The 13,501-nt window shown below is 33.9% G+C and carries 9 protein-coding genes and 2 pseudogenes; 9 read left to right on the top strand and 2 right to left on the bottom strand.

Annotation, left to right across the window (positions count from 1 at the left end; all coding sequences use genetic code 11):
* Positions 1 to 5: 5 nt before the first annotated feature.
* Positions 6 to 134 (bottom strand): annotated as a pseudogene (locus tag MHH42_RS16740) (VOC family protein); the annotation flags it as partial.
* A gap of 487 nt (positions 135 to 621) precedes the next feature.
* On the opposite strand from MHH42_RS16740, the gene MHH42_RS16735 reads away from it, so the two are divergent.
* From MHH42_RS16735 to MHH42_RS16715, 5 genes are all read left to right on the top strand, one after another.
* Entirely contained in the window at positions 622 to 993 is a 372-nt protein-coding gene (locus tag MHH42_RS16735; RefSeq protein WP_000402475.1) for a DUF1304 domain-containing protein, read from the top strand.
* A 499-nt stretch (positions 994 to 1,492) separates the two neighbouring features.
* Complete coding sequence (locus MHH42_RS16730) at positions 1,493 to 2,008, top strand: heme-degrading domain-containing protein (protein WP_002039094.1); 516 nt, start codon at positions 1,493 to 1,495, stop codon at positions 2,006 to 2,008.
* 549 nt (positions 2,009 to 2,557) lie between these two features.
* A complete protein-coding gene (locus tag MHH42_RS16725) occupies positions 2,558 to 3,157 on the top strand; it encodes a nitroreductase family protein (RefSeq protein WP_000158953.1) in 600 nt (199 codons plus the stop codon).
* 340 nt (positions 3,158 to 3,497) lie between these two features.
* Positions 3,498 to 5,726 (top strand): putative mucin/carbohydrate-binding domain-containing protein, encoded by a 2,229-nt coding sequence (locus tag MHH42_RS16720; RefSeq protein WP_340893630.1) that lies wholly within the window; start codon positions 3,498 to 3,500, stop codon positions 5,724 to 5,726.
* A gap of 149 nt (positions 5,727 to 5,875) precedes the next feature.
* The gene (locus MHH42_RS16715) at positions 5,876 to 7,573 is read left to right on the top strand and encodes a M4 family metallopeptidase (RefSeq protein ID WP_340893629.1); all 1,698 of its coding nucleotides are present in this window, start codon (positions 5,876 to 5,878) and stop codon (positions 7,571 to 7,573) included.
* A gap of 183 nt (positions 7,574 to 7,756) precedes the next feature.
* Here the strand turns inward: MHH42_RS16715 and MHH42_RS16710 are convergent, their stop codons facing one another.
* Positions 7,757 to 8,752, bottom strand: coding sequence for a zinc-dependent alcohol dehydrogenase family protein (locus tag MHH42_RS16710; protein WP_098637305.1), 996 nt, complete (start codon positions 8,750 to 8,752; stop codon positions 7,757 to 7,759).
* Between the two features lie 168 nt (positions 8,753 to 8,920).
* On the opposite strand from MHH42_RS16710, the gene MHH42_RS16705 reads away from it, so the two are divergent.
* From MHH42_RS16705 to tkt, 4 genes and pseudogenes are all read left to right on the top strand, one after another.
* Positions 8,921 to 9,061 carry a hypothetical protein gene (locus MHH42_RS16705; RefSeq protein ID WP_000898185.1) on the top strand — a complete coding sequence of 47 codons (141 nt, stop codon included), beginning with the start codon at positions 8,921 to 8,923 and terminating at the stop codon, positions 9,059 to 9,061.
* 4 nt (positions 9,062 to 9,065) lie between these two features.
* A pseudogene (locus MHH42_RS16700) lies at positions 9,066 to 9,602 on the top strand (glucose-6-phosphate dehydrogenase); the annotation flags it as partial.
* Positions 9,603 to 9,952: 350 nt separating this feature from the next.
* Complete coding sequence (gene zwf / locus MHH42_RS16695; protein WP_098826562.1) at positions 9,953 to 11,437, top strand: glucose-6-phosphate dehydrogenase; 1,485 nt, start codon at positions 9,953 to 9,955, stop codon at positions 11,435 to 11,437.
* A 39-nt stretch (positions 11,438 to 11,476) separates the two neighbouring features.
* Positions 11,477 to 13,471, top strand: a complete 1,995-nt coding sequence (tkt, locus tag MHH42_RS16690; RefSeq protein WP_340893628.1) for a transketolase — start codon at positions 11,477 to 11,479, stop codon at positions 13,469 to 13,471.
* Positions 13,472 to 13,501 lie beyond the last annotated feature (30 nt).

Raw genomic sequence — 13,501 nt, 5'->3', positions numbered from 1 at the left:
TTTAATTATTCACGTCTGAATGGCCCTTTTGGAGCAATTAGCTCTAAATTAGTACCATCTGGATTGGGGAAGTAGGCAACTCCTGTACCAAATCCAGATTTCTAGCCGTCTTCTTGAAAGATAATTGGTTCGTCATATGGTGCTATCCTATGCCCATCAAGCTAACAAAATGGATTGCCTCTGAAACAAAAAATGATTTTTATTACTATAAAAAACGTAAAGTATCTGTTTTTAGAAAAAATTAATTTTTATAAATTGATGGAGATATAACTCAATTCTTTTATATATTTAGTTAAATATGATTGTCAGAATGAACTTAAAGTAATTATGATTTCTAGAAATGCGAACTGATGTTTTGAATTGGTTTAAAGTTGCTGGAACAAGATAAAACCAATTGAGCAAAAGAACTTGCAAAAATAAAAAGAGAGATGTATATTAATTGATATATCAATAATTGATATATCAATTAATATTTTGACAAGAAAGAAAAGGAACATTTTATGAAGGAAATGTTCGTAAATATCAGTGGAGAAGAACGCAAAATACTTATTCATGTTCTATTACAGATGCAAAAAAATGTAGAGAATATTAAAGAATAGAGAGTGTAGGGGGCAGAATAGTGTGGAAATAATCGCAGCTATTTTAGTCGGGATCGTAGCATTAGAACATTTGTTTATCATGATCCTTGAAATGTTTTTTATTGATTCAAAAGTAGCGAAACGTGCTTTCAAATTACGGAAGCATTTAGAAGGAGATCGAAACGTAGCCATTATGTTTGCAAACCAAGGCTTATATAATGGATTTTTAGCGGCTGGTCTCATTTGGGGACTTGTACTTGGGCTCAATCCAATTGGTTATATGGTCCAATTATTTTTCGTGATTTGTGTGGTGATAGCAGCTATTTTCGGAGGTTTCACATCTAATAAATCAATTATTGTGAAACAAGGACTTCCAGCTGTTTTAGCACTAGTTGCTCTTTTATCTATAATATAGAATCAAAGTTTCTCAATAAAAGAACTCATTTTTGAAAAATACGCTATTCTTTCTGTAGAATCATAGGAAAGGATGGCGTTTTTGTATGTCTATTTCTATATGTAGTGAATTATAACTATTCCCTCAAGGGACTCAACTGCTTTTCAACTTTTGGATACATTTTCATCCATCTTTGTTTCCTCCTATTGTTGGATAGTGTAATAATTGATAAAAATTTTGATGACATTGGATTATAACGATTGATCAAAAAAGTTAGTGATTAAAAATATTATTCTTTAGTACATACATTTTTAAGATGTTAAATATATTTCATAATAGTCTCTGTAAGATAGGGATAAGTAGAATAGTACTTTTTATAACTTTGAATATCATTCATAATAGCACCAGTAAGAAGAAAACAAGCTTTACGGTACTACTATTTACCAACGATGTTACAGCAGTTTATTTAGAATCAGATTGATTAAAAGGTTGTACTATATGGCCTAATAATTTCGAAAAAATGCCAGAGTGGCATAAAACGATTATGGAGGTTAAAGATATGAGTACTTCAAATTTGAATGAAATTAGTAAACAAATTTTAAAAGAGGAGGAAACACTTCAATTTTCCTCTTTTACAAATGAAGATGCCTTGCAACTAGGTTTATTTATCGTTGAAACAGCAAAGCGAGAGGGGAAATTGATTGCTGTTGATATAACAAAAAACGGTGTGCAATTATTTCATTTTAAGATGACAGGGACAAATGCGGAAAATACGAAATGGATTGAGCGTAAAAAACGAGTTGTTTCCCTGCATGATCATAGCTCTTATTATATGCAGATACAAAGTGAAATAACTGGAATCTCATATAATGAAAAATATCTTTTAGATACTTCGGAGTATGCTGCGTTTGGTGGGTGCTTTCCTATCAGAGTAAAAAACGTAGGAGTTATTGGAATGATAACAGTTTCAGGATTGCCGCCAGAAGAAGATCACGAATTGGTAATAAGAGCAGTTAAACATCATTTGAATCAATAATAAAAGTAAATTCAATTGTTAAATATAGAGACAAAAACGAACACATTCCTGTTCGTTTTTGTGTTTTTTATTGTTTGTTTGCTGTAAGAGTATGGATGTTAAAACAGTATTAAAGTTTGACATGTAATTTATAAGATGTTAATCATTAAATAAGTGACGGGTATAGTTTTTAATACTATTCATTGGTAATGTTTAGCTGAATTTAAATTAAAACTGTAAAAAGCCAGGTAATGTGTTATTCATGCTACCTGGCTTTTTTGACCAGCAATTTAAGGTTATTTTCATATTTGTGTAAATATGAAACAAGCAGGATACATGAATAGAGAATGGATAAAATAGTACCGAATGATCACTAGATTGTCTCAACGATGTTATAAAATGTTTTTTTAGTAAACTAAAGTGGTTTAAATGAAGCAGTTTAGTTAGATTCAGAATGACTAGCAATTGGTGTTATGGAGTTCAATGATTCAAAAATGAACTCATTTTAACCCATATTATCTTCGCAATATATCATTTTGAAGAATATTAAAAATTAGGAGGAAATGAATTATGACAAAAGATTTCTATACCGCACTGAAAGAAAGACGTACTTACTATGGAATTAATAAAGAGGTACAAGTATCAGATGAAAAAATTAAAGAAATCGTGGAGTTTACTGTGAAACATACTCCATCAGCTTTCAATTCTCAAACTGCGCGATTAGTTGTATTATTTGGTGAAGCTCATGATAAATTATGGGATATTACAACTGAAACATTAAGAAAAGTAGTTGGAGATGGAGATTTTTCAGGAACGCAACAAAAAATGGATTCTTTTAAAGCTGGTTATGGAACAGTATTATTCTTTGAAGATGAGGCTATCGTTAAATCGCTTCAAGAAAAATTTGCTGCATATGCTGAAAACTTCCCAATTTGGTCACACCAAGCATCAGGTATGCACCAATTAGTCGTGTGGACAGGTTTAGAAGCAGAGGGATTAGGGGCATCTTTGCAACATTATAATCCATTAATTGATGATGAGGTAAAACAAGAATGGAATGTTCCTGCTAATTGGAAACTAATTGCACAAATGCCATTTGGTAATCCAACAGCTGCACCAGGTGAAAAAGAATTCCAACCGCTTGAAGAGCGTGTGAAATTTCATAAATAATAAACATTATTCATAAGGAATGAGTAAAAAGATTCTAGTTATTAATTCAATCACAAGTGTAACGATATATATTAAAAAAAAACACGAAGACATTTAAGTCTTCGTGTTTTTTTGATTAATTTTTGAAAGTGATAAAGGAGTATAGGCAAAGATATTTTATTATTAAATGTTAAATATTTATATATGTAAAATTACATATATATAATGATTGATAATCATGAATTAATGTAACTATAATAATTACACTGGGAAATAACTTATGGACTACAGTTTTAAGTAACGAAGGAGGAATTTGTTTTATTGTATTTTGTATATAAAAAATAGAAAAGGAGATATGCAAATGAAAAGATTACTTGTTATAGGCATAATGTATACAATGTTTTTCCTCATAGGAAATATACACTTACATGCTGATGAACGAACAAATGTAAAAGAAATTACTAGTTTAGAAGAGCCTACTTGGATATTTCAGGCGGGCATAAGTAAGGGGAAATATCATGATCGACAAAATTTAGGATTTATTTTGCAGAGAAATACACCATTAAAGGTAAGACAAACGAATCCTAATTTTAAAGACAAATTAACAGTACGTTTATTGTCTAATGACTCAAAAAATGAAAAATCCATACAAGTAGGAAATGAATGGATTACGATTCAAGGTGATACGCCTTTAGTTCCTTTCATAGATACTCCGTATGGTGAAGAGCACGCTACACTTGAGTACCAAATAGGAAATGAAAGTGCTACTAAGCCTCTTCCCATTTATAAACAACAAGGAAGTGTATCTCAATTTTTTAGTACATGGGATCAATTTGATGGGGAGTATGCGTTAATTCAAGGGGAGAGTTTTCAATTATTTGTACCTAAAAAAGATAAAGAGTTAGTAAGATCTTTAAAAGATTTTCAATCGTTGGATGAGTTAATTGCATATTATGAGGATATTTTTGTGATGTATGATTCAATTATTGGTTTAGATGGCTCAACGGTTGAAAATAAAAAAAGTCAAAATCGTTATTTCTTAAAAGCAGATATATCCGGTGCTGGCGGTGCCTATTATGGCGCAAATTGGACAGCCAATAGTACAGATAGTACAAAGATGTGGTTAGATAAACTAAGTTGGGGAACTTTACATGAAATCGCTCATGGATACCAAGCTGGTTTTGATAATCAAGGAATATTTACAGGAGAAGTTTCTAATAATCTATTTGGTGTTCAATATCAATATAGTAAATACGGCAAAAAAGCAGATCAAGTTGGTTGGTTGTTTAATTTTGGGAAGAAGGAACAAGTAGAACGGAATTTATACAATTCTTTAATGAAAGAAAATAAAAATTATGATGACTTAGATTTACGACAAAAACTTGTTCTTTTAACGATGGCGAAACAAAAAGCTGGCGATGAAGCTTTTGCGAAAATGTATCAAGGTTATCGAAAACTAGCTAGCAATACAGCTTTCAAAAAAGGTGACCATTCTTTACCAGATTTAATGAATCAGTATTATAGTGAGAATGGACAAGTTGATTTTACACCTGTCTTTGAAAGATGGGGCTTTAAACTTAATAATAAACAAATAGAGATTAATAGGGCGAAAGGTTATCCGGCTGTTACTTCTTTAGCTTATATAGTGCCTGAATCACAATTAGTTAAAGCAAGAGCACTAGTTGATCCTGAGATTCCGATAAACTCCAACTTTGAAATAGTTACAAATCAGCAAATTGCTTCACTTGGGCTAAAAGGGAATTTGCATATCCATTTAAATACAAATGAAATAGATACATTGAAAGGAGGAAAAATTAAATTAAAAGAAGGGAATAAAGTTATTCAAGAGAAAACAATTGAAACAACAGATATCAATTTACAAGACGTACCAAATGGAGTTTATACAGTTGAGATTTCAGGTGGAAAAACGGATAGTATGTACCATTTCAGTTCGTATTATGCCTATATAAAGGAAAAAGATAATAGTCTAACCATTGATATTAACGAAATGAAAGTGAGTAAGTTGGTAAATGAAACGATTCAATTCCTAGGATTAGGAGATGACCAGTTTGCCGAATTAAATACAGACTTAGAGCAAGATCAAGCTGTTTTTACGGTTACTACTAAAACGCCTCATAGCTATTATGCAGGTGAAAAATACGCATCAATAGAGGTGTTTAATAATAAGGGGGAAAAAATTTATACGAAGGAAATGGAAGGAACAAATGTAACGATTGTAAAAGATACAGTTCCACTAAAAGAAGGATATAGAATTAAAATCTATCATGATGAAATTAAAAAACGATTAACTAGTAAAGCTACTATTATGAATCCTATGAATAAAACAAATGAATTTATAATGACAAAATGGGGATTGAAAAATACTTATTTGCAAAATAATCCGGAAGAAAATCTTATGCAAAGAATTGATGAAGAAATGGAAGCAATTATAAGTAATCCTGTTTTAAAAGAGATACCAATGCAAAAATTAGAAATGAAAAAGAATGTGTGGATGGCAATAAATATGTTATCAGAGCCACAAAAAATACTGTATATGAATAAATATAAAGATAGTTTATATAATGAGTAATTTTTGAGAAATGAATGGAATCTATCCATATTATGAGGAAGCACAATTTATAAACAGTAGATAAACATAGATAGTTTGAAATATCTATGTTTCCAATTCTGAAAAAACATTTATTTAACTTAATAATAAGATTATAAAGGAGTAAGAATATGAATAATTTCGTAAAGGTAGGTTTAACTACAGGAGTGGTGTTATCGGCGATTATGCCCTATGGAGGAGTGCATGCGGAAACAGAAGATTTAAAAGTGGAAACAAAGGAAGATACGTTCCGAACAGGTAATTTAACAGCACCTTCTCAAAATTCGGCAGAAAATGTAGCAAAGGATGCACTAAAAGGAAAAACAGAACAAGCATTATCATCAAAGCAAGTTAATACGGAATCCAAAGTTAATTATAATGTTACGCAAAGTCGTAAATCTTATGATGGTACTACATTGGTACGTCTTCAACAAACGTATGAAGGACGTGATGTATACGGATATCAACTAACAGCACATATAAATGATGATGGTGTACTTACGAGCGTTTCGGGGGATAGTGCCCAAGATCTACAACAACAGGAAGATTTGAAACAACCTATTACTTTATCAGAAGAGGATGCAAAGAAACAGCTTTTCAACATCTATGGAAATGATCTTATATTTATTGAAGAACCAGAAATTAAACAAGTGGTATATGTAGATGAAAATACAAATAAAGCTACAAACGCATATCAAATTACTTTTAGTGCATCTACACCTGAATATGTATCTGGTACGGTATTAATTGATGCTTTTGGGGGTAATCTATTAAAAGAACTCGTTCAAAAATTGGGTATACAAGTAGATAGTAGTATTGTCCAATCTGCGACAGCAAATAAATCACAAGATCCTTCGAAATTAACAGGTACAGGAAAAGATGACTTAGGTATTAATCGTACGTTTGGAATTACGCAGCGAAGTGATGGAACGTACATGCTTGCAGATTATTCTCGTGGTAAGGGAATTGAAACATATACTGCTAATTATAAAGATTATAATAATTATAGAAGAAATGTATGGGGTTATCTCGATGATTTAGTAACAAGTAATTCTACAAATTTTACTGATCCTAAAGCAGTTAGTGCCCATTATTTAGCAACGAAAGTATATGATTTTTATCAAGAAAAATATGGCCGTAACAGCTTTGATAATAACGGACAAAAAGTAATTTCTGTCGTTCATGGTTGGAACACAAATGGTACGAATAAAGGAAATCCTGAGCAGTGGTTTACTGCATTTAGTAATGGAGCTATGCTAGTATACGGAGATCCAATTGTTAGAGCATTTGATGTGGCAGGACATGAATTTACACACGCGGTTACAAGAAATGAGTCTGGACTTGAGTATGCAGGAGAAGCTGGTGCAATTAATGAGGCTCTATCTGATATTTTAGGAGTAGCAGTTGAAAAGTATGCCAATAACGGAAAGTTCAATTGGACAATGGGAGAACAATCAGGTCGTATTTTTAGAGATATGAAAAACCCATCATCTATCTCTTCTAGATATCCGGAGGACTATAGACATTATAATAACTTACCTATTGATGCTGACCACGATCATGGTGGTGTACACACGAACTATAGCATTATTAATAAAGTAGCTTACTTGATTGCTAGTGGTGGAAACCATAATGGAGTAAACGTACATGGCATTGGAGAAGATAAAATGTTTGATATTTTCTATTATGCAAATACGGATGAATTAAATATGACTTCTGACTTTAAAGAATTAAAAGAAGCTTGTATTCGTGTAGCAACGAACTTATATGGTAAAGACTCATTAGAAGTACAAGCTGTCCAACAAGCCTTTAAAGCAGCTTATATTTAAGACTACTATGATGAATTGTAAACCTTTTATTTTAATATGATTCTTTATTTAAATATATAGACAAAAACCTTGTAGAATTTCTCTGCAAGGTTTTTGTTACGCATGGCATTTTATTTTATGTATCATTATCTCATGTTAATTGGTAATTAGGATAACTAATAAGTTGTTTTTATCGAGTCAAAATTACCAAACGTTTTTTAACACTATTTTTCCTATTGCTTTATTCGATTCCAAATATTCATGTGCTTGGGCAACTTCATCAAACGTGAAAGTTTTCGAATCTAGCAATGGGCGAAGTTTTCCTTCTTCTACAATTTGCGTTATTTTCGTTAAGATTTCTCCGCAATCATTACGCTTATCAGTATGTAATATTTTTAATGCCATAAAAGTAACGTGCAGAGAGAGTCCTTTTGCGTGTAAAGGAGAGAGGTCATGGGTTGAACGAGCTGCAATTGTTACGACAGTGCCATTGACCGCAGCAGCTTCAAAAGAATGATCAAGATTCTTGCCACCTACTGTATCAAATATAACTTCAAATCCGTTTCCATTCGTATGTTTTTGCACATATTCTTGAACAGATACTTCTTTATAATTAATAGCTATATCGGCTCCTAGACGATGGGCTATTTCCATTTTGCTCTGCTGAGAAGCGGTTGTGAAAATTTTAGCGCCTGCCCATTTAGCTAGTTGAATGGCTACGTGTCCTACGCCACCAGTAGCTCCATGAATGAGAACATTTTGACCAGGTTTAATATTTGCACGATCAAATAAAGATTCCCAAGCTGTAATTGCAACTAATGGTAGAGCAGCAGCTTCTTCCATTGTTAAATTGTTAGGTTTGTGAGCAATTAATCGTGCATCAGCAAGCATAAATTCTGCAAGTGCACCTCCAGTTTCTTTAAAACCTCCGGCACATCCGTATACTTCATCCCCTGATTTGAATTTCGAAACACCTTCTCCTACTTCAATAACAATACCAGCTACATCGCCGTGTAATATAGCTGGAAACTCAGGAGCGACTGCTGAAACGGCACCACTACGCATTTTTGTATCGATTGGATTTACACTTGTTGCTTTTACATCGATTAGAACATGACCTGGTAAAAGTTTTGGTTTTGAAACTTCTTCTAATTGAAATACAGATGAATCCCCAAAAGAATGGATAATTTGTGCTTTCATAGTTTATACCTCCTGTTTGTGGTTATAGCATAGCAAAGTACGAAAAATAAGTATAATATTTTGAATTTGGTTAGTGAGAATTTTATATAAAGAAGAGGAAAGTGCATGAAATGAAATAATGTAACGTACTTCTAAAAACTACTGTAAAGCTTTTTGAAGAAAGGGTAGATGTTATTTTTGCAGCATGATTTATTCATTACGTTTATCCCGCATTCACAGGCAGTAAGACCCCCACCTCAAAATTCAGCGAAAGCAAAGAAGTTAGGTGGGAGTTGGGCTGCTCGTAAAAGCCCGATTGGTGAGGGCTGATTAAAGTTTCACTTTATTCGGAGCGACAGGGGATTTAGCGAAACGCAAAATTTACCCTGCGTTATACAAACTATTTAGTAATCAACATATACCGCAATCTATTTCGATTATCGGTATTGGCAGAAGGGTAATGTCAGATGTGGAATTTCAAACAAAGGTAGAACAATCCCTTGCTACATTTTCTAGAAGATCTACTGATGACAAATCAGGAGTAGAAGAATCTATTAGCACATTTCGTTATTGTCAAGTAAATACAGCGAATATAGAGGACTATCAAGATTTGTTGCGTCTTGTAAAGAGGCGTGAAACAGAATTAAACATTTCTGAAAACCGTATGTTTTACCTATCTGTTATACCAGAAGTGTTTGATATCGTTGCTTTGAATATTAAAGAGAGTGGATTGTGGGCTACAAAAGGGTTAAACCGTCTTATTATAGAGAAGCCTTTTGATTATAGTGTAACGTCTGCTCGCGAGTTTAACAGAAAATTAATTGAAGATTTTGATGAAACTGATATTTATTATATTGATCATTATCTTTGAAAATGAATGGTAACTAGGAATACACTTAGAAAAGTATTACGAAATAAATAGTATGTAATTTAAGACATATTTATTGACGATAATAATTTATGTAGTTAATATACTAGACATAAGATTATTTAATTACTAAAAGTAATCAAATATAAAATATTTTGTTAAATTCTATAAATAAGTACGTTGTAGTAGAAACGCTTTGAATTGCCACTATTAATATTGGGGACAATTAGAAGGCGAAAGGTATAAAAAGAATTGGAATTTGATAACTCTTTGTTTTTTATAAAAACATGAGCTTCTGTACAATTCATTTTTAATATATTGACCAGGATTATACAACAAGAGGGGGACTGAAATTGGAATCAATGACCTTTGTTTTATTTGGAGCGACAGGGGACTTAGCGAAACGCAAAATTTACCCCGCACTATATAACTTATATAGAGATCAAAAGCTTCCAAAGCAAATATCCGTTATCGGGCTTGGAAGACGTCAAGTATCTCATGAAGATTTTCAAAAAAGAATAAAAGAATCAATAGAGACGTTTTCTCGTCAGAGGGAAGAAGGTACTCCGGAACTCGAAGGTTTTTTAGATAATTTTCGCTATTGTCCATTAGATGTGAGTAAGCCGGAAGACTATGAGAGGTTATTACAAGTCGTTCGTGAAAGGGAAGAAGAACTACATATAAAAGGTAATAGAATGTTCTATCTTTCAGTTGCTCCTGAATTTTTCGAGACAATTGCTTTAAATATTAAGGAAAGCGGACTCGATAAAACGGATGGATGGAAACGTTTGATGATTGAGAAACCGTTCGGGCACGATCTTACATCTGCTCGTGAGCTTAATGATAAGCTTAGTCGCACGTTTGAAGAAGATGAGATATACCGTATTGATCATTATTTAGGGAAGCCGATGATTCAAAACCTTGAAGCATTAGAATTTGCAAATCCTGTTCTCCAATCGATTTGGAATAAAGAACATATAGCGAATGTACAAATTACAGCGAGTGAAACAGTTGGGGTTGAAGAAAGGGCAGGATATTATGATCATGCAGGAGCCATTCGTGATATGGTTCAAAATCATATGTTACAAATATTAATGATGACTGCTATGAATCTGCCGGAAAAAATTAACGCATGTGAAATTCGAGAGGAAAAGCGAAAGGTAATGGAAACGCTTCGTAAAGTGAAAAAAGAAGACGTTCACAACCATATCATTCGCGGACAATACGCTGCAGGAGAGATAAAAGGCGGGCAAGTTGTAGCATATAAAGAGGAGCCAGGAGTAAATCCTTCTTCTAACATAGACACATTTATTGCTGCTCGATTATGGATCGATAATCCATTTTGGACTGGCGTTCCTTTCTATATACGAACAGGAAAACGAATGAAAGAAAAGTCTACTCGTATTGTAATTGAATTTAAAAATACGTTAAAACAACAATATCAAGATAATAATCCAAATGCAGAACCTAACTTATTAATAATTGAAATTAGCCCAGGTGAGAATGTTTCATTACAGTTAAATAGTAAAAATCCATTGAAAAATGGAGAAATTGAACCAATCCGTATTAACTTTACTTGTGAGCAAGCGGATGTGGGAGTACCTGAAGCGTATGAAAGACTCATTCATGATGCTGTGAGTGGAGACGCTACATTCTTTGCGCATTGGAGAGAAGTTGAATTGTCATGGGAATGGGTACAACCAATTCTTGAAGCATTCGAGGAAAACTTATTGCCACTTCATGAATATGAGTCGGGTTCATATGGTCCAGATGCGTCTAATGAACTATTGCAAGAAAGTGAATTTAAATGGTGGTTAGATCAAAAAACGGAAAAATAAGTACTTTCTTTAATGAAGGAATTTAGGGGGACAATTACTATGGCACAAAACATAAATCAATTAGCAGTGAATACACTTCGTACGTTATCAATTGATGCTATTAATGCGGCAAATTCAGGTCATCCAGGTCTTCCGATGGGCGCAGCACCAATGGCTTATGCATTATGGGCGAATCATTTAAATCACAATCCTAATCATCCAAAATGGTTTAACCGTGATCGATTCGTTTTATCGGCGGGACATGGATCTAGTTTATTATATAGCCTACTTCATTTAGCCGGATATGACGTTTCGATTGATGACTTGAAAAGCTTCAGAAAGTTAAATAGTAAAACACCAGGACATCCTGAGTTTGGTCATACTTCTGGAGTTGAAGCGACAACAGGACCGTTAGGACAAGGGATTGCCAATGCTGTTGGAATGGCAATGGCAGAAGCGCATTTAGCAGCGAAGTTTAATAAGGATGGTCACTCTATTATAGATCACAATACGTATGCTTTAGTTGGAGACGGTGATTTAATGGAGGGTGTCGCTTATGAAGCGATGTCAATGGCAGGGCACATGAAACTTGGCAAGTTAATTGTGCTGTATGATTCAAATGAAATTTCACTTGATGGTGAATTAAACATTGCTTTCTCTGAAAATATTCAGAAAAGGGTAGAATCTGCACATTGGCAATATGTAAGAGTTGAGGATGGAAACGATGTTGATGCTATTACTAAAGCTATTCAATTAGCGAAAGACAATACGGACCAACCTACTCTTATAGAAATTAGAACCATTATAGGTTACGGAAGTCCAAAAGTTGCTGGAACGAACAAAGCACATGGTAACCCGCTTGGAGTAGAAGAAGCGACAGCGACAAAACAAGTGTATGGTTGGCATTATGAGGCAGACTTCTATGTGCCTGAAGAAGTAACAGCTCATTTTAATGATTTGAAACAAAAAGGTATTGAAAAAGAGAACAAATGGAATGAGCAGTTCAACGTATTCAGAGAGTCGAACCCTGCACTAGCAGATGAATTAGAAAAAGCGATTACAGGTGAGGTTTTAATCGAAGCGAAAGACATTCTATCCTTTGATACTGAAAAAACGATTTCCACTCGTGTTGCAAGTGGGGAAGCTATTAACCATTATGTGAAATCGATTCCTTCTATTTTCGGTGGAAGTGCAGATCTTTCTCATTCTACGATGACAGATATAAAAGGTGAAGCAGTGTATGCAGTAGAATCGTATGCTGGCCGAAATATATACTTCGGTGTACGTGAACATGCAATGGGCGCCGCAGCGAATGGACTGGCACTTCATGGAGGAGTAAAACCTTTCGTTAGTACATTCTTTGTATTTAATGATTACCTTCGTCCATCTATTCGACTGGCTGCATTGCAAAAGTTACCAGTTACTTACGTATTTACGCATGATTCGATCGCTGTAGGAGAAGATGGTCCAACGCATGAACCTATTGAACATTTAGCAGCTCTTCGGGCAATTCCTGGTTTAACAGTTATCCGCCCGTCAGATGCGAATGAAACAGCGAGTGCATGGGCTTATGCTTTACAGCAAGCGGATGGTCCAGTCGTTTTAGTACTTAGTCGTCAAAATTTATCGGTATTTGAGGAAACGAAAGCGAACATAGAGAATCTTTCTAAAGGAGCTTATGTATTAACGCAAACAAATGAAAATCCGGATGTGATTTTAATTGCGACAGGTTCTGAAGTATCCTTAGCTGCTAATGCGAAAGCAAAATTAGAAGAAGATCATGTTTCTGTTCGCATCGTTGCAATGCCGAGCTGGGAGTTATTCGATCGCCAATCGAAAGAATATAAAGAATCAATTCTTCCGTCTTCTGTAACGAAACGAGTATCGCTTGAGATGGGTGTATCTCTCGGTTGGGAGCGTTATGTAGGGCAGGAAGGAAAAGTACTATCAATTGAAACATTTGGAGCTTCAGGCACTGGAGCTGAAGTCATGAATCTATTTGGATTTACGACAGAAAATGTTGTTCAAATTACAAAAAATGTGTTGAATTCTTAAGCTATGACTGTGAATACCTTTCTAGACAAA

Source organism: Bacillus sp. FSL L8-0099, from assembly GCF_038006385.1.
GTDB classification, from domain to species: Bacteria; Bacillota; Bacilli; order Bacillales; family Bacillaceae_G; genus Bacillus_A; species Bacillus_A toyonensis.
The sequence above is the reverse complement of the archived record's forward strand: the minus strand, read 5'-3'. Positions and strand labels throughout refer to the sequence as shown.

What these genes read in the sequence shown, in the direction of transcription:
- tkt (WP_340893628.1), top strand. Translation starts at nt 11,477, where the DNA reads ATGGCACAAAACATAAATCAATTAGCAGTGAATACACTTCGTACGTTA.
- MHH42_RS16720 (WP_340893630.1), top strand. Translation starts at nt 3,498, where the DNA reads ATGAAAAGATTACTTGTTATAGGCATAATGTATACAATGTTTTTCCTC.
- MHH42_RS16730 (WP_002039094.1), top strand. Translation starts at nt 1,493, where the DNA reads ATGCCAGAGTGGCATAAAACGATTATGGAGGTTAAAGATATGAGTACT.
- MHH42_RS16715 (WP_340893629.1), top strand. Translation starts at nt 5,876, where the DNA reads ATGAATAATTTCGTAAAGGTAGGTTTAACTACAGGAGTGGTGTTATCG.
- MHH42_RS16710 (WP_098637305.1), bottom strand. Translation starts at nt 8,752, where the DNA reads ATGAAAGCACAAATTATCCATTCTTTTGGGGATTCATCTGTATTTCAA.
- MHH42_RS16705 (WP_000898185.1), top strand. Translation starts at nt 8,921, where the DNA reads ATGTTATTTTTGCAGCATGATTTATTCATTACGTTTATCCCGCATTCA.
- MHH42_RS16725 (WP_000158953.1), top strand. Translation starts at nt 2,558, where the DNA reads ATGACAAAAGATTTCTATACCGCACTGAAAGAAAGACGTACTTACTAT.